Origin of the sequence: Microbacterium sp. Ag1 (assembly GCF_001005635.1) — a bacterium.
GTDB lineage: Bacteria > Actinomycetota > Actinomycetes > Actinomycetales > Microbacteriaceae > Microbacterium > Microbacterium oxydans.
Genome location: NZ_LBCR01000029.1, coordinates 135,167 through 152,932 on the forward strand (window position 1 = coordinate 135,167; position 17,766 = coordinate 152,932).

Consider the following 17,766-nt stretch of genomic DNA (forward strand, 5'->3'; position numbering starts at 1 on the left):
GGACTCGGTCATCGGTAGGCTCCCTCGTTCGGGGACCCGTGTCGCGGCCGTCCCCCGCGGACCAGCGTAATCGCAACGACGGAGCGGCCGGCTGTGTGTGGTCTGACGATCACGCTCCGCTCACCTGCATGAACCGATCGCGGATGCAGGAGGTTTCGTCGTGCAGACCTCCTGCATCCGTCGAAGCGTCATGCATGCGGCGGACGTCACTGGCCGAACATCGTCGCGACGGCCGCGACCCCTCCGAATGCGAGGACGACGACGAGCGTGATGACCCAGAGGCTCATGGCGATCGCGTTGAGGGCGACTCCCCAGCCGGCCCTGGTGCGTGCCTGCGGCTCGTGACGCAGCGAGAGGATGCCGAAGATGAGTCCGATGACCGGCGCGAAGAAGGTCCAGCCGGCGAAGAGAGAGCAGATCCCGAGAACGAGACTGACTGTCCCCTTCGCGGTCGAGGTCGCAGGGGCGGACAGGGCTGAAGGGGAGACGGTGGTTGACATGTCTTCCACGCTAGGACGGGGCCGCAACACAGGGCATCGGCCCTGAGTGCCGACGTCGTACATCCAGCGGATGATCTCCCGGCGGAGGAGAGGCGGCCGTTCCTCGCAGATACGGCTACTGCGAGCGGCGGTCGAGGAACAGCAGTTCGAGCGGCGCGGGGAGCTCGGACCCCGGGGGCGGATCCGGGCTCCCCGCCCTGCGTCATCGCGCGGGATCCCCCGCCGGGGCCCGATCACCGGCCCTGCTAACGTCGAAGAGCAGCCGCTTTCCGGGTCGGTCGAGCTTTCCGCTCCCACCGGGACAGACCTGTTCCTCGCTCGGATGCGGCCGCTCATCGATACATGACGCAAGTGTGAGGACGATACGTGACGAACAGAGAACGAGTAGCGATCATCGGCGCCGGCCCCTCGGGCATGGCACAGCTGCGGGCCTTCGAATCCGCAGCCCGCGCGGGGGCGGAGATCCCCGAGCTGGTCTGCTTCGAGAAGCAGGCCGACTGGGGCGGACAGTGGAACTACACCTGGCGCACAGGGCTCGATGAGTTCGGGGAACCCGTGCATTCGAGCATGTACCGCAACCTGTGGTCGAACGGCCCGAAGGAGGCTTTGGAATTCGCCGACTACAGCTTCGACGAGCACTTCGGCCGTCCCATCTCCTCGTACCCGCCGCGCCCCGTGCTGTGGGACTACATCGCCGGACGCCTGGAGAAGAGCGATGTGCGGGAGCTGATCCGCTTCCAGACCGTGGTGCGCTGGATCGAGTTCGACCAGGAGCGCGAGGTCTTCACGCTCACCAGTGAGGATCTGCCGAGCGGCCGGTCGCACGTCGAGGAGTTCGATCGCGTCATCGTGGCCACCGGGCACTTCTCCTTCCCGAATGTGCCGGACTTCCCCGGGATCGAGACCTTCCCCGGCTACATCAGCCACGCCCACGACTTCCGAGGCGCAGAGGCCTTCGCAGATCGCGATGTGCTCGTGATCGGGTCGAGCTACTCGGCGGAGGACATCGGCAGCCAGGCGTTCAAGATGGGTGCCCGTTCGGTCACGGCGAGCTTCCGTTCGGCACCGATGGGATACGACTGGCCCGAAGGCATCGAGGAGCGTCCGGTCCTCGAACGCCTCGAGGGCAGTACCGCGTTCTTCGCGGACGGCTCCTCGAAGCACGTCGATGCGGTCATCCTGTGCACCGGATATCTGCACAAGTACCCGTTCCTGCCCGATGACCTGGCCCTGTCATCACCCAACAACGTCTACCCGGAAGGCCTGTACCGGGGCGTCGTGTGGCAGGGCAATCCGCGCCTGACCTACCTGGGCGCGCAGGACCAGTGGTTCACGTTCAACATGTTCGACGTGCAGGCCTGGTACGTGCGCGACCTCATCCTCGGCCGTCTCGAACTGCCCGACGAGCAGGAGCGCGCGGCCTCCATCGCCGAGTGGCGCGCCCGTTTCGACCGCATCGACTCGGCTGCGGCGGAGATCCGCTTCCAGGCCGACTACATCCGTGATCTCCTCCAGCTCACCGACTACCCGGAGTTCGACATCGACCGGGTCGTGGAGATCTTCCTCGCGTGGAAGCACGACAAGAAGGAAGACATCATGGGCTATCGCGACCGCACTTACGAGTCGGTCATGACGGGCACGATCGCCGTCGTGCACCACACGCCGTGGCTCGAAGAGCTCGACGATTCGCTCGAGCGCTATCTCGACGTCGATCCGGACGCCACCGAGACGACACGGATCATCGCCGGTCAGCCGCGTGATGATGACCGCGAGGCGCTCGCCGCAGTCTGAGCCTCTCGGTCTATGCCCCTTCCCTCCGTCTGTGGAGGGGAGGGGCATCGTCACGCGGTGTCGCGCGTGCCCCGAAACCGGCCGACCCAGACCACGAAGGCGGCGGTGGCGATGATGATCGCCGCGATCAGCAGCACCCAGAGCGCCACGCCCCCGTAGCCGCCGTTGAGGTGCGGATCGAGGAACGGATACGGATACCACCAGTGCTTTCCTGTCGCGGGCGCGATCACGAGGTTCGCCCGGATCAGCGTGTAGGCGACCCACACGATCGGGAAGACCGCGGCGATCCCGACCGCACTCCAGCCGAGCGCCCGACGGCGAGGCGCGAAGAGCAGGTCGACGAGCATGATGAGCGGGATGACCACGTGCAGCACCTCGTTCGACCAGAGGACGGTCGAGCCCTGCGGCAGCTCGATCCCGCGCAGCAGCGTGTTGTAGACGACGCCGGTGACGATCATGTAGGTGCTGGCGCACACCAGGAGCACCGCCAGCCACCGCGGTTCGGCCGACGTGGTCTTCCGGTTCGCGAGAGCCCAGATGCCGCCGATGGCGAGGACCACGGCCGCCAGCACGTTGGAGAGGATCGTGAAGAAGCTGAAGAAGTTCACGAACACCGTGGGCAGGTGTGCGCCCCACGCGGTCTCCGAGCTGAGGGCGATCTCGAGAGTGCGCACCAGCTGGGCGACGATCGCCGCCACGGCCAGAACCGATGCTGCCAGTCGTACGTAGGGCCACCAGGTCGTCATTTCGCCTCCGAGCGAAACTGTAGCGTCACTCGCGGGCCGCGCCGGTGGGGGGCGATGACTCAGGCGCGTCGCCGCCACCGCAGACGCGTGATCAGCACGCCCAGCAGACAGAGCGCGCCGCCGAGAAACATCAGCGGCGTCGGCACCTCACCCAGGATCGCCCACGACATCAGGATCGCGATTGCCGGCACGACATAGGTGGTGGCCGACGTCTGCCCCGCAGTGCTGCGCTGCAGAACGTACGCCCACGTCGTGAAGGCGATCGCCGTGGGGAAGATGCCGAGGTAGACGACCCAGAGCGTCGCATCGAGCGGTGCCGTCTGGAGAGAGCCGATGAGGTTGCCGGTCCAGGGCAGCAGTGCGACGGTGCCGACCCCCGCGCCGAGCCACGTGAGGGTGGTGGCGTCGACGCCCGAGGTGAGCAGACGCTTCTGCACGAGCGTGCAGCCGGCGTACATGACAGCCGCGAGGAGGGCGAGCAGGAGTCCCGTGATGTCGGGGCCGGCGCTGGAGGTGGAGTTCATGCCGATGAGCACGACCCCGAGGAAGGCGATGGGTGCGCCGATCACGAGCGGCTTCGGGAATCCCTCACGCAGGAACAGTCCGCTGAAGACGACGACCATGAGGGGCGCGAGGTTCACGACCATCGCAGCGGTGCCCGCATCGAGGGTCAGTTCCGCGCTGTTGAGCGCGAGGTTGTAGACGCAGAACCAGCCGATGCCCCAGACCGCGATGAGCAGCCAGTGGCGTCGGGCGGGGATGCGGATGCCGTGCCGGATCGCGATGATCGTCAGCACGGCCGTGCCGACGGCCATGCGGAGCAGCGCCAGAGCGCCCGGGTCGTAATGCGGACCCGCTCCGCGGATGCCGATGAACGCCGACGCCCACAGCACGACCGTGACGAGCGCGGCGATGAGGACGAGCGCACCCTGCTTCTTCGGTGCTCCGGTATCGGCGCGGATCCCGTCGGAGGTGATCTCGGGGTCGCCGGATGCGGCTGCTGGCATCCTCCGATCCTGACAGGGGTGTCCGACATCGAGCGAGCCGCGCGAGTGCCAGCCGTCGTCGTATTTCGGACGACGACCGCGCACGTGCGAGGGAGCTGATTCAGGAGATCGTTGCGCGCCGTTCACGTTCCTCATCCGAGTGGAGAAAAAGTTTCACCCGACTTCGTCTGTCATCTGAAATCCATAAGTTCTCATATGGGGACGGAAATCGGGGATTCACAGGGAAACCTCAGCGTCAAGTAGGCCGTTCGGGGGACAGACAACACTCACAGCCGACGGATAGAGTCCCGAGCGAGTACCGCCGCAAGCCCACGGTCGAAGCGTGACGGTCCCGTTCGAGGTCGTGGTCTGCGTGCGTTCCGCCGTGCTTGCGCGCGTGCGCCCTGACTCGCCGAGGGGCACCGTCACCGCTGCGCTCGCGATCTCCACGCGGTTCGATCCCTGTCGTGTCCCCTGGAGAAGAGTCCCGCGATGAAGACCAGATCTCACCGTCGGCGCCTGCGTTTCGCGCCTGTCCGGCGACTCCCGTTGGCGTTCGCCGCGATGCTGATGACGACCGTCGTCGCTGTGGGCCTCTTCCAGCCGCTCGAGGCGTCCGCGGCGACTGCCGCGGCGACCGCGCGCACGCAGGTAGCCGCATCGGAAGGGCTCTTCACGCCTTCGACGGATGCCGCCGGAGTGGTCACGCAGTTCACCGACGGCGGGCCTGCCGTGCAGGCGGCCGCGCGGCAGGCGCTGCTCAAGGGCGGGCAGAGCATCGAGAGCTTCATCACCACCGGGCAACATGAGGCGATCGCGCAGGACTACCGCCTCATCGCTCTGCGACTGAGCCTCGCGGGTGGCCGGGCCGTGCGCCAACAGGCGGAGTCCGCGCTCACGGCCAACAATCCCGATCAGCTTCGCGCGTTCGTCACCGAGGGGTGGAAGGACGCCTGGGAGGTCGACGACCGCTCGGCGACGTTCGTGCTTGCCGACACCGGGACGCCTACAGTCCAGCGAGAGGCCAACAAGGCGCTGGATTCGGACGACCCGAGCGCCGTCTCGCAGTTCCTGCTGATCGGTCAGTACGACGCCAAGATCATCGATGACCGGGCGGCGGCTTACGTGCTCGCCTCGACCGGGTCGCCCAGTGTGATCGCCGCGGCGGAGGCGGCGCTCGACGCCACTCTTCCGGATGGATCTGAGGACACGCAGGCCGTCGCCGACTTCCTGCGGTACGGGCAGTTCGTCGCCAGCGCGCGCGACGCCGAGACGGCGACGATCGCCCAACTGACCAATCAGGTGATCGCGGCGAACCTGGTCGCTCAGGAGGAGCGTCGCAATGCCGACAACGCTTCCGCCCAGGCGGTCCTCGCCGCCAAGCTCGCGAAGGAGGCGACGCAGCGCGCTGCTCAGCAGGCCGCCGCCGCGCAGGGCAACGCTGAGCAGGCGAGCGCTGCTGCGAGCAGAGCGGCGGGACTCGCTCGTCAGGCGGCCGATGCCGCCGATCTCGCTGTGCAGGCAGCTGCCGCAGCGCACCAGGCGATGAATGCGTCGATGAGCGCGGCCGGAACGGCCGCTTCGGCTGCGGCTCGGGCGAACCGTGCTGCTGCGAACGCCGATGGTGCGGCCGCGAATGCGGCGGGCCAGGCAGGCATGGCGGCCGCGGCGCGCGCCGAGGCGGAGAAGGCGCGCGACGCCGCCGACAAGGCAGCGAAGGCCAAGCGGGCCGCGGCCGAGGCGGAGACCGCGACGAACGCGGCGAACCGTGCATCTCAGGCAGCAGGGGCCGCGGCAGGCTACTCGGGCGAGGCGGCCGGGTATGCGATGGAAGCCTCTCAGGCGTCGGGAGTGTCGTCGGCTGCTGCCGCGCAGGCACGGGCAGCTGCGGCGAAGGCGAACGCGGCGAAGAACCGCGCCGCATCCGCGACGGCGCGGACTGATCGACTTGCCGCCGAGACTTCGGCTGTCGCACAGCAGGCGCGGGATGCGGCCGGTCGTGCAGCGGACAACGCGAACGCTGCTGCGATCGAGGCGGACACGGCAGCAGCTCAGGCCGGCGTCGCACAGGGGGCAGCCGCACGAGCGACCGCATCTTCGGCGAAGGCGGCCGCTGCCGCGGAAGCCGCGACGAAGGATGTCGAACTCGCGAAGACCATCTTCACCCTGGCGCGGAAGGCCGATGCGGAGCGTCTTGCCGCTGAAGAGGAATTCGGACTGGCACAGGCGGAGATCGCCGCAGCAGAGGAAGCGGAGGAGAAGGAGCTCAAGGACGAGGCGAAGAAGGAGGGCGCAGCAGCGGTTGCGGAGAGCAGCGCGTTCCTGAAGAAAATCACGGCTCCGAATGCCAACCTGCAGGAGCTGCTGCCGGAGGCGCGTTCGGCGATGCTGGCTCTGATCACGTCGGGAACCCCGTGGATCGCCGCCGCAGCAGAGCAGGCTGTCATCGGGAACGATGAGGCCGTCGTCGAGTTCTTCAAGAACGGGTACCGCATCGCGCTCGAGCAGGACCAGTGGGACGAAGCGAAGGCCCTGCTGTACGACGGCGACAACACCATGCTGCAGAGCGAGGCGTACGACGTCCTCGAGAACGGTGAGGAGTATGTCTCCGCATTCCTCACCGAACGGCTCCCCGAGATCCGTGACCTCGAGAACCGGCAGATCGCATTCGTGCTGGCCACCGAAGGTGGACCGGCCATGCAGCGCGAGGCGAACCGCGCGCTCGACGCCGACGACCCCGCGGTTCTCGCGAAGTTCATCGCCGAAGGACAGTACGACGCACTGGAGGTCGACCAGCGTGCAGCGGCCTTCGCCCTCAGCACGTCGGGTGGCCCCGAGGTGCAGGCGGCCGCGAACATCGCGCTCGAAGGTTCCAAGGCGGCGCTGAAGAGGTTCCTCGAGCAGGGCCAGTACGAAGCTGCCAAGCGCGACAACGACACTGCGGCTCACGTGGCGCAGATGCAGAGCATGCTGCATCTGGCCGACCAGCAAGCGGCCGCAGCGCGGGAAGCAGCTGCGCTCGCCGAGAAGGCCGCAGCGACGGCACGGCAGGCGGCGGCCGAGGCACAAGCCAGCGCCGACCTGGCTCGGAAGTATGCGCAGGAGGCGCAGGGCTGGGCTGCGCAGGCGGCTACTTCAGCCAACCAGGCGACTGCTTCCGAGAACGAGGCGCGTCAGTCGTCGCAGCGAGCGCATCAGGCGCTGACGGCTGCGACAGCGGACGCCAAGAAGGCCAACGGGTTCGCCGCGCAGGCGACATCGTCGGCGCAGTCCGCCAGCGCGGCGGCATCACGGGCCAACGATGCGGCGAGCCGTGCGGCCACCTCGGCGACGAACGCCGGACTGGACGCGCAGGCTGCGGTGAAGGCTGCGACCGAGGCGCGCGAGATCGCGGCGTCGAAGCAGCGCGCGGAAGACGGCGCGAACAACTTCCCGCCTCCCGCGGGCAAGGAGGGGGAGCTCACGCAGGCGCAGATCGACGCCGCGTACGCGCTCGGTGGTGATGCGGAGGTGCAGCGGCTGAAGGACGCACACGCGTTGACACAGCCTGATGCCCTGCTGAACTTCATCATCCAGGAGGGGGGCAAGGTCCTTCTCGACCTCATCGGCGTGACAGACATCATGGACTGCGTCACCAAGGGAGACGTCGGTGCGTGCTTCATGGCGATCATCGGATTCGCGCCCTGGGGCAAGCTCGCCAAGCTCGTCGAGTCGATCCCGCTGATCATGAAGCTCGCCGACAAGGTCGTCGGCTTCATCAACAAGGTCGGCGACGCTTTCAGCCTTCTCAAGAAGAACAAGACCAAGGCCGACGATGTCCTGAGCGGATGCACCGGGCCGGCGCCGAGAGACTGCGGGCCCTTCAAACCCACCGATTCCACCTACGACCCGAAGGACCCCGCTCATATCAAGGGGCAGAAGGGCGAGACAGCGGCGGGGATCCCGTTCTCGAGCCAAAGCCAGAAGACGACCTTCACCAGGTCGGACTTCCCGGATCTCGACCTCAAGAAGAATCGGATTCCCGACCACGTGACGGCAACTTCGATCATGGAGGTCAAGAACGTGAAGACCCAGTACTTGAGCAGCCAGATCCTCGATGACATCAAATTGGTCGAGGCGACGAACAGGTCGGAGTTCGTGCTGACTGTGAACTCTCAGACGCATCTGACAGCGCCACTGCTCAAGATGCTGTGCGACGGACACGACAAGATGTCCTTCGCCGTCAAATTCCTCCCGGATACCGTCGGAGGCAGTCTGTCCGATAACAAACTGCCGACCTTGTGCAAGTAAGGAGCATTCACTTGTCATACGACCTGGATGTGTTCGCGAGAGTGAGCCTCGCGCCGCGGGAGCTCGCAAAGATCGCATCGTCCCCTGGTGTGCGTGTGCAGCGTGACCGGGGGTGGGGAGCCAAGGGCATCAGCGCTCACGACGAACTCGACCGCCCTGTTTTCACGCTCGAGGGGCCGACAGGGGTCGACTCAGAGGACGTTCCCGCCAGCGTCGCCGAAACAGTGAGCGTGGCTGTGGTCTACAACATCCACGTGCCGTACGACGTCAGCGAGTCTGCAGAGAGTTTCCGAGCGGAGCCCGATCCGCGCCACCTGGCGGCCGCGCGCATCTACGCCTCCAATCTTGCGCGCGAGAGCGATGGTGTCGTCGTGAATCCGCAGATGGATGACGTCCCCGCGCAGCAGTCTCGGGCAAAAGGTGGCTCTTCGGGACCGAAGCTGTACGTCCATCTCGAGTGGTTTCGGAGGATGGAGGATTCGCCGGGGTCCAAGGCGCTGGCCGACAACTACCTTCGGTCCGCACGAGAGAGCTTCCCGCCCGCCGTGCCGGTACGCTTCGGTCCCCGCGAGCCCTTGAAGGGCCGCCTACCCCGGGATGGCGATGATGCGTTCGGAGATCTCTATCGGGCGGAATGCCGTCTGAGCGCAATGATGATGACGGGCAAAGGACTATCCGGGAGCATCTCAGCGTGGTCCAGCATCACGCGCACCGGTTATCAGAGCGCATCTGCCGTTTTCGAACTCGACGGTCTCGAAAAGGCCGGAGCTGTAGACAACGTTCACACGTTCATCGAGAAGATGGCGCGTTCGTCGGAGAGCTTCTTCGCATTCGCTGAGGTGAACAGCAGCAAATACGCGACGGCAAGGCCCCGTGGTTTCGACGGCGAATGGGGCGGTCTGCCCACCGATCCGCAATGGATTACCTGGTACGACGCAGAGTACGCGCCACTCGTTCGTCGGTTCTTGACGGAGGGAAGAGTCGAGGAATTCGCAGGCGGTGTGCTCCACAGGTGGTCCGAGGAACCAGCGCAGGCGGAAGATATTCGGCGGAGCCTGAAGCGGGACGAATGGGTTCCATCGGAACTCAGAGGCGTACTTGAAAACACCCCGAACGGTGTCCGCGGTCGTGTACCGGCGAAGGTGATGCCAGCTTCCCTGCGCCCTCCTCAATAGGCGTCACGCTGACTAATTCTCGCGGGCATCGAGCATCACCGCAGACCCGAGGCGCCACCGACCCTTGAAAGGCATTGCATGTTCTCTTTGAAAGTTCCCCGTCGGGGTCGTGGTGTGGCCGTGGGGGTGGCGGCGGCATTGGTGTCGGCGTTGCTGGTGTCGGTTCCGGTGTCGGCGGCGGTGGCGGATGATGCTCCGGGGTATCTCGTGGAGTCGGGTGCGTATCCGGATGGGGCCGCGGTGGGCGCGGCGGCCGGGATCGTTCTGAAGGACGGCAACGGTGGGTTGCGGGTGGTGACGTGTCCGGTCCCGGTTCCCGTCGCGGCCGGGCTGATCGAGGTGGAGTTCGAGAAGTCGGGAAAGCGCGCGAAGGTGTGCTTCGAGACGGTGTTCCGTCCGGCGGTGTTGAACCTCGAGATCGCGGCGTCGTTCGGCGTGAAGGCTGGTAAGCAGCCGATGGACGTGACCTATTCCGTGGCGGGTGGTCCGGAGACGGAGATCCCGGTTCCGGCGGGTGGGCGTCGCAGCGTTGATACGGGCCTGACGGGTCAGTCGACGATCGTGGCGGTCGAGGTGCAGGCCGACCCGGCCGTGGATGTCCCGGCGACCACGACCACGCATCCGCGGACCGCGATCACGAAGATCCGCACGGGGCTCGGGTCCTGCACCGGAACGCTCGTGGATCGCTCGTGGGTGCTCACGGCAGCGAGCTGTTTCGCGGCCGACCCGGCGACGCTTGCCGCGGGGGCACCGGCAGCTCCAGCACGTGTGCTGTTCGGTCCGGACGTCGCGAACGACAAGACCGCGAGCGGGACCGGGGATCTGGGCGTGAAGGTTACGCATGTGGAGCCCGCTGGCAATGGTCAGGACGCCGTTCTGGCCAAGCTGGAGACCGCGGTCGATGACATCGCCCCGATGCCGATCGCCACGACCGCTCCGGCCGCCGGTCAGGACCTGGCCTTCACCGGGTTCGGTCGCACGGACTCCGTTTGGGTGCCGCTGGCGTCCCGCACGAACACCTACCCGGTGACGGCCGTCGGGGCGGCAACCGTAACGGCTGCGGCATCCGGCGCTTCGCTCTGCCTCGGCGATGGCGGCGCCCCCGGCGTCCGCAACGTCGATGGAACCGACATGCTCGTCGCTGTCGCCTCCCAGTCGACGCAGACCGGTTGCTACGGCTCCGGCATCCCTGCGGGCACCGCTTCGAGCATCGCGACCCGTGGCGACGTGATCGCCGGATGGGTGGCTGCCACGGTCCAGAAGGGCCTCGACACGACCCCCGTCGCCGCTGCGGATCAGGCGCTTGCGCAGCAGATCGTGGCCACCGGACGCGTGAGCGGAACGGAGGCGCTCGCTCAGATCCAGGCGTATGCCGACGGCTTCAAGCGCGGCCACCTGATCGGCGGACAGATTCGCGACTGCACGATCGACCCCGTCATCCTCGCAGCCTTGAAGAAGGTCGTCGTCGATCAGAACTTCACGATCACGATCTCCGCTCTCAACGAGTACTGCACCACGGCGACACCGTCGGCCACGAGCTACCACGCGAAGAACAGCGGTGGTCACGCCGTCGACATCAGCGTGGTGAACGGCGTCGCGGCGACCGGCAACACCGCTCAGGACCAGGCTCTGGCGGCCGCCATGTTCACCGCGCTGCCGGCGCCGGCGGGAATCGGTCAGGTGGCGTGCCGCCCGGCGCTCACGGTTCCGAACGGCTGGGCGCAGACCGAAGAGGACTGCACCCACAACCACTTCGAGTACCACGGTGTGCCGCTCACGCCGGTGAAGCCGTCGTTCGATCTGAACAGCGACGGCAAGGCCGATGTGATCGGCATCACCTCGTCCAACGCGCTGTACATCTACCACGGCAACGGCAATGGTGGCTGGACCACCCAGACGTCCGTCAGCTCCGGGTGGGCGTCGGCCAAGACCATCATCCACGGCGACTACAACGGGGACGGCAAGGGCGACATGATGGTCGTCAACACCGACGGCACGCTCTGGTACTACCAGGGTGATGGTGCGCTGGGCTTCCCGACGAAGGCGCTCGCCGCCCGCGGGTGGGACACGAAGGGCCTGATCACGGGTGGGATCGACTTCAACGGCGACAAGAAGGCCGACCTCGTCGCTCGCGAGTCCGACGGCCACCTCTACGCCTACCCCGGGAACGGGAACGGGACATTCGGCGCCAAGATGAAGATCGGTCACGACTGGGGAGGGATCTCCAGGGTCCTCGCCGGCGACTGGACCGGTGACGGCAAGGGCGACATCCTCGCAACGACGACGACCGGACTGCTTCGTATCTACCCGGGCAACAACGTGACGCTCGCGGGTGGTCCGCAGGTGGGCAACGGGTGGAACAACATCACGGCCATCACCGGAGGCGTCGACTACGGCGTAGACGGAAAGGCCGATCTCTTCGGGCGAACGGGCGACGGCGGACTGTACCTGTACCCCGGGCTCGGCATCTCCGGGTTCGGAGCCTCCTCACGCGTGGGCAATGGGTGGACCTCGCTCCGCCTGTTCAGCTGAGCCCGCATTGCTCTCAATTGATCCGGCCGCGGGCCTGTCAAGTGCGGATGACAGGGGCCACCACCACCCGGGTTACCCGGCTTCTCCACTCTCCTTGTTGAAAGGCACTGCATGTTCTCGTTGAATCTCCGCCGTCGGGGTCGTGTTACGGCTGTGGGGGTGGCGGCGGCGTTGGTGTCGGCGTTGCTCGTCTCGGTTCCGGTGACCTCTGCGGTGGCGGATGATGCTCCGGGTTATCTCGTCGAGTCGGGGTCGTATCCGGACGGGGCCGCGGTGGGCGCAGCCGCCGGGATCGTGTTGAAGGACGGCAATGGCGGCCTGCGGGTCGTGACGTGCGCGGCGGGGACCGGGCAGGTCGAAGTGGAGTTCGAGAAGTCGGGAAAGCGCGCGAAGGTGTGCTTCGAGACGGCGTTCCGTCCTGCGGTGTTGAATCTGGAGATCGCGGCGTCGTTCGGCGTGAAGGCCGGCGCGCAGCCGATGGATGTGACGTACTCGGTCGCGGGGGGCCCGGAGACGGAGATCCCGGTTCCGGCGAACGGGCGTCGCACGGTGGATGAGCTGCAGACAGGTCAGTCGACGGTCGTGGTGATCGAGGTGAACGCGGTCTCGACCGACGTTCCGGCGACGACGACCACGCACCCGCGGACGGCGATCACGAAGGTCCGCACGGGCCTGGGTTCCTGCACGGGAACGCTCGTCGACCGGTCGTGGGTGTTGACCGCGGCGAGCTGCTTCGCTGCCGATCCGGCGACGCTGGTCGCGGGTGCTCCGGCTGCTCCGGCACGGGTGCTGTTCGGCCCGGACGTCGCGAACGACAAGGTCGCGAGCGGCACGGGCGAGCTCGGTGTGAAGATCGCCCGCCTGGAGCCGGCCGGCAACGGTCAGGACGCGGTCCTGGCGAAGCTGGAGACCCCGGTCGACGACATCGCACCCATGCCGATCGCGACATCGGCTCCGGTCGCGGGACAGCACGTCGCCTTCACCGGCTTCGGCCGTACGAACAACGTCTGGGTTCCGCTTGCCTCCCGCACGAACACCTACCCGGTGACGGCCGTCAACGCGGCGACCGTGACTGGTGCGGCATCCGGTGCGTCCCTCTGTCTCGGCGACGGCGGCGCCCCCGGCGTCCGTGACATCAACGGCACCAAGACGCTCGTCGCCGTGGCATCGCAGGCTTCGCAGGCCGGCTGCTACGGCTCCGGCATCCCCGCCGGCACCGGGTCGATCACGGCGACGCGCGGCGACGTCATCGCACCCTGGGTGGCCACGACCATCGAGAACGGACGCAAGCTCGCGGGAATCAGCGCAGCACAGGTGCTGGAGATCGAGAACATCGCTCAGGCTGGGTCCTGCGTGACCACGAAGGACCGGAACACCGGCGTGGGCAGCGTGATCGTCGGGGTGGGCTGCACCGAAGTCTGGCAGCAGCGTCGGTGGGAGCTCGTCGAGGTCACCCCGACAGTGTTCGCGCTGCGCAACTACGTGAACCGCGACAAGTGCATCGCCGCCGATGCGGCGGGGACCGGTGTCGTGCAGGCCGTGTGCGCCACGACCGACCCGAAGCAGCAGTGGACCTTCCGCGAGCAGCGCGCCGGTGCCGTGAGCATCGTCAATGCCGCCTCCGGCAAGGTGCTCTCCGCGCCGACCGCGACCACTGTCTCGTTGCGGGCAGACACCGGGGCGAATGCCGACCGATGGAAGTACCGGAACGTCACGAAGATGCGGTACGACGCCGCGACGATCGGCAGCTACGTCTCGCTGCGCACCGCCGTGGGTGGCAAGTCCGTGGTCGCGGGAGCCGCTTCGGCGCAGGTGACGGTGAACGACGTCGTCGCGACCTCGCCGCTGGCCACCCGCACGGCATCGACCTTCCGGGTGGTCGCAGGGCTGGCCGATGCCCAGTGCTATAGCTTCGAGTCGATCACGGTTCCCGGCCAATACCTTTACATGAACATGGGTGGCCTCGTCACGTTGACACCTCCTACGGTTCCGTACCGTGCGACGTGGTGCGCGGAGGATGCCGCGTTCGGGCAGGGCATCACCTTCTCGACGGCGACGGACTCGTGGCGGGTGATGCGCAGCCACGCGAACGGCCTCGTGTACGGCGGTGCGTCCTGGTACGCCGGGATCCCGATCGCCGACGACTCGCAGAACTTCGTCCCGGACACCGCGTGGACGATCGGTGAGGCCTGGGCGCCGCCGACACTGGCTCCCGCGCAGGTGCTCGAACTCGAGAGCGTCGCGCAGGGCGGCAAGTGCTTGACGGCGAAGGACCGCAGTGCTGTCGCGGGTGCGGTGATCGTCGCGGTGGGCTGCTCCGAGGTGTGGCAGGTGCGTCAGTGGGAGCTGGTCGAGTCGGGCGCAGGGGCATTCGCACTGCGCAACACCGTCACCCGGACGTTGTGCCTCGGGAGCGCGGACACGGCGGGCAGTGCGGTCGTGCAGGCGCCGTGCGACCTGACCGATGCCAAGCAGCGGTGGTCGTTCACCACTCTTCCCTCCGGTGTGGTCACCGTCCTGAACGCCGGGTCGGGCAAGGCTCTGGCGGCTCCGACGGCAGGCACCGTGGCGCTCGCTGCGCCCGTGGCCGCGTCGCCGCAGCAGCAGTGGCGTTACCGCAATGCGACCAAGATGCGGTACGACATCGCCCCTGTGGGGAGTCTCGTCTCGCTCCGCACCGCGGAGACCGGGAAGTCGCTATCCGCGACCGCGGGCGGTGCGCAGGCCACGATCCCGATGATCACCGAGGCATCAACGTCGAGCGCACGGAAGGACGCGACGTTCCGGGTGGTCCAGGGCCTCGCGAACCCGCAGTGCTACAGCTTCGAGTCGCTCTCGGCGCCGGGGCAGTACCTCTACATGAACATCGGGGGCAACGTCATCCTGAGCGCTCCCACCGTTCCGTACCGGGCGACGTGGTGCGCCGAGGATGCCGCATTCGGGAAGGGGTTCAGCTTCTCCGTCTCGGGTGACTCGTGGCGCGTGATGCGCAGCTACAAGAACGACCTCGTCTACGGCGGAGCCTCGTGGTGGGCGGGTATCCCGAACGCCGACGACACGCAGAACTACATCCCCGATGTCGCATGGACGGTCGGCGCCCCCTGGGTGACCGCGCCGTAGTCGACTACCAGGACGACCGCTCCGGTCGCGATATTCCATCTTCAACGGCCGCCGAGGCTGTCATATCGCGACCGGAGCGGTCGAGGAACTTCGACCGGAGCGGTCGAGCGGCCGGAGGGTCGTCGAGGAACCCTTCGATAGGATGGGACGGCCCGAAGAGGGCCAGCTCATCGGCCGGTGCAAACCCGGCGAAAGCCAGGGGGTTACCCATGCCAGGAATCGTTATCGTCGGCGTGCAGTGGGGCGACGAAGGAAAGGGCAAGGCCACCGATCTGCTCGGTGAGCGCACCGACTGGGTGGTGAAGTTCAACGGCGGCAACAACGCCGGACACACCGTCGTCGTCGGCGACGAGAAGTACGCGCTGCACCTGCTGCCCTCCGGCATCCTGTCGCCCGGCGTCACTCCGGTGATCGGCAACGGCGTGGTCATCGACCTCGAGGTGCTGTTCTCCGAGCTGGAGGCGCTCGCCGCCCGTGGCATCGACGTCTCGCGGCTGAAGGTCAGCGCCAACGCGCACATCATCACGCAGTACCACCGCACGCTCGACAAGGTGACGGAGCGGTTCCTCGGCAAGCGCAACATCGGCACGACCGGCCGCGGCATCGGCCCGGCGTACGCCGACAAGATCAACCGTGTCGGCATCCGAGTGCAGGATCTGTTCGACGAGAACATCCTGCGCCAGAAGGTCGAGGGCGCTCTCGACCAGAAGAACCACCTGCTGGTGAAGGTCTTCAACCGCCGTGCGGTCACGTGCGACGAGATCGTGGAAGACCTGCTCTCCTACGCCGAGCGGCTGCGGCCGATGGTCGCCGACACGGGCTACCTGATCGCCGAGGCGCTCGACCGCGATGAGGTCGTGGTGTTCGAGGGTGGCCAGGCCACGATGCTCGACATCGACCACGGCACCTACCCGTTCGTGACCTCGTCTTCGGCGACAGCAGGAGGAGCGGCGACGGGCTCCGGCGTCGGTCCCGGTGCGCTCGACCGCATCGTCGGCATCGTCAAGGCCTACACGACCCGCGTGGGCTCGGGTCCGTTCCCGACCGAGCTGTTCGACGAGCAGGGCGAGTGGCTGCGCAAGCAGGGCTTCGAGTTCGGCACCACGACCGGCCGCCCGCGCCGGGTGGGCTGGTACGACGCCCCCATCACGCGCTACGCCACGCGCATCAACGGCATCACCGACCTCGTGCTCACGAAGCTCGACATCCTCACGGGCCTGGAGCAGATCCCCGTGTGCGTCGCCTACGACGTCGATGGCGAGCGATTCGACGAGGTGCCGGTCAACCAGACCGACTTCCACCACGCGAAGCCGATCCTGGAGTACTTCCCCGGCTGGAATGAGGACATCTCGGTCGCTCGGACCTTCGAGGACCTGCCGCAGACGGCGCAGGACTACGTGCTGGCGCTCGAGAAGATGAGCAACACGCGCATCTCGGTGATCGGTGTCGGCCCGGAGCGCGACCAGGTCATCGTCCGTCACGACCTGCTCGACTGATCCGCACCCGATGACGCGCTTCTGGCTCGGCGGCTACGGCCCCGCGATGGACGGTTCGGCCGAGGGCATCGGCCTGCTCGCGGGGGACGAGGGCCGCGAGGCATCCACCCTCGCCTACCGTGGCGCTGCGGTGGAGGTTCCGTCGCCGTCCTGGCTGGCGCAGCATCCGACCCTCGACATCGTCTACGCGGCACTCGAGGGAGACTCCGCGGTGCAGGCGTTCGTCCGTGCGGGTGAGGGTGTGCTGGCCCCGCTGGGTGCGCCTGCGCCGGTCGGCCAGTACGTGTGTCATGTGGCGGTCGCCCCGAACGGCTCGGCGCTGATCGCCAGCTGCTACGGCGACGGTCGTGTCGTGAGACTCGGGCTGGACGCGGAAGGGCGCATCGTCCCCGCGAAGGCGGATGCGGCGGCGGCACTCCGCGCGGCCCTGTTCGGGGACGACGCGGATCCCGATGCTCCCGCTCCCACCCCTCCCGGAGACGGCGTCGCGGCGGTGGACCCGTACGGCATGGGCGGCGACCGTGTCTCGCATGCGCACGCCGCGGTGTTCCTCCCCGACGGACGCGTCGCCACGACCGACCTCGGGTTCGACCTCGTGCGGTTCTGGCGGCAGAGCGGCAGCGGGCTGGTGCTCGACCACGAGGTGGTTCTGCCTGTCGGCACCGGACCGCGGCACATGGTGCTGCACCCCAGCGGGCACCTCCACGTGGTCACCGAGTACTCGTGCGAGGTGTTCACGCTCGCGCGCGCTGCCGACGGCACCTGGAGCGTCGTGTCGGTGGCGCTGACGAGCCCGATCGCCGAAGTGGGCACAGACTTCCCCGCCGAGCTCGCCCGCACTCGCGACGGGCAGTTCCTCTACACGGCCCTGCGTGGAAGCAACACGATCGCGGCGTTGCGGGTGCGCGGCGGAGGCGAGGCCTTGGAGTCGGTGGCACTCGCCGATTCGGGCGTCGACTGGCCGCGTCACCACCTCGTCCACGAGGGCAAGATGCTCGTCGCGGGGCAGCGCTCCGACACCATCACTCTGATCGACCTCGACGAGCGCACGGGCGCGCCCCTCGGCGTCCGCCACGAAGCGCAGGTCCCGACGCCGACGCACTTCCTTCCGGTGCGCTGAGGCATCGCGA

The 17,766-nt window shown here is 67.4% G+C and carries 10 protein-coding genes; 7 read left to right on the forward strand and 3 right to left on the reverse strand.

Features of this window, described 5'->3' with window-relative positions; translation table 11 throughout:
• Positions 1–206 precede the first annotated feature (206 nt).
• Positions 207–500, reverse strand: a complete 294-nt coding sequence (locus tag AAY78_RS09530) for a hypothetical protein (RefSeq protein ID WP_046748057.1) — start codon at positions 498–500, stop codon at positions 207–209.
• A gap of 366 nt (positions 501–866) precedes the next feature.
• Here AAY78_RS09530 and AAY78_RS09535 point away from each other — a divergent pair, with 366 nt between their 5' ends.
• Complete coding sequence (locus tag AAY78_RS09535) at positions 867–2,291, forward strand: NAD(P)-binding domain-containing protein (protein ID WP_269430556.1); 1,425 nt, start codon at positions 867–869, stop codon at positions 2,289–2,291.
• Positions 2,292–2,341: 50 nt separating this feature from the next.
• On the opposite strand, the gene AAY78_RS09540 is transcribed toward AAY78_RS09535, so the two are convergent.
• Positions 2,342–3,037 carry a Pr6Pr family membrane protein gene (locus tag AAY78_RS09540; protein ID WP_046748059.1) on the reverse strand — a complete coding sequence of 232 codons (696 nt, stop codon included), beginning with the start codon at positions 3,035–3,037 and terminating at the stop codon, positions 2,342–2,344.
• A gap of 59 nt (positions 3,038–3,096) precedes the next feature.
• Positions 3,097–4,044, reverse strand: a complete 948-nt coding sequence (locus AAY78_RS09545) for a DMT family transporter (RefSeq protein ID WP_052748716.1) — start codon at positions 4,042–4,044, stop codon at positions 3,097–3,099.
• A 471-nt stretch (positions 4,045–4,515) separates the two neighbouring features.
• On the opposite strand from AAY78_RS09545, the gene AAY78_RS09550 reads away from it, so the two are divergent.
• The 6 genes from AAY78_RS09550 to AAY78_RS09575 all read left to right on the forward strand — a co-directional run bounded on the left by AAY78_RS09550 (position 4,516) and on the right by AAY78_RS09575 (position 17,756).
• Positions 4,516–8,313: a putative toxin gene (locus tag AAY78_RS09550; protein ID WP_052748717.1), complete on the forward strand. Its 3,798-nt coding sequence runs from the start codon at positions 4,516–4,518 to the stop codon at positions 8,311–8,313.
• A gap of 11 nt (positions 8,314–8,324) precedes the next feature.
• Positions 8,325–9,488 (forward strand): hypothetical protein, encoded by a 1,164-nt coding sequence (locus AAY78_RS09555; protein WP_046748060.1) that lies wholly within the window; start codon positions 8,325–8,327, stop codon positions 9,486–9,488.
• Between the two features lie 78 nt (positions 9,489–9,566).
• Positions 9,567–12,020 carry an FG-GAP-like repeat-containing protein gene (locus tag AAY78_RS09560; RefSeq protein WP_082108640.1) on the forward strand — a complete coding sequence of 818 codons (2,454 nt, stop codon included), beginning with the start codon at positions 9,567–9,569 and terminating at the stop codon, positions 12,018–12,020.
• 159 nt (positions 12,021–12,179) lie between these two features.
• On the forward strand, positions 12,180–15,140 hold the full coding sequence (locus AAY78_RS19235; protein ID WP_052748718.1) for an AbfB domain-containing protein: 2,961 nt from the start codon (positions 12,180–12,182) through the stop codon (positions 15,138–15,140).
• 209 nt (positions 15,141–15,349) lie between these two features.
• Positions 15,350–16,636 carry an adenylosuccinate synthase gene (locus AAY78_RS09570; RefSeq protein ID WP_046748062.1) on the forward strand — a complete coding sequence of 429 codons (1,287 nt, stop codon included), beginning with the start codon at positions 15,350–15,352 and terminating at the stop codon, positions 16,634–16,636.
• Positions 16,637–16,646: 10 nt separating this feature from the next.
• On the forward strand, positions 16,647–17,756 hold the full coding sequence (locus tag AAY78_RS09575; RefSeq protein WP_046748063.1) for a lactonase family protein: 1,110 nt from the start codon (positions 16,647–16,649) through the stop codon (positions 17,754–17,756).
• Positions 17,757–17,766 lie beyond the last annotated feature (10 nt).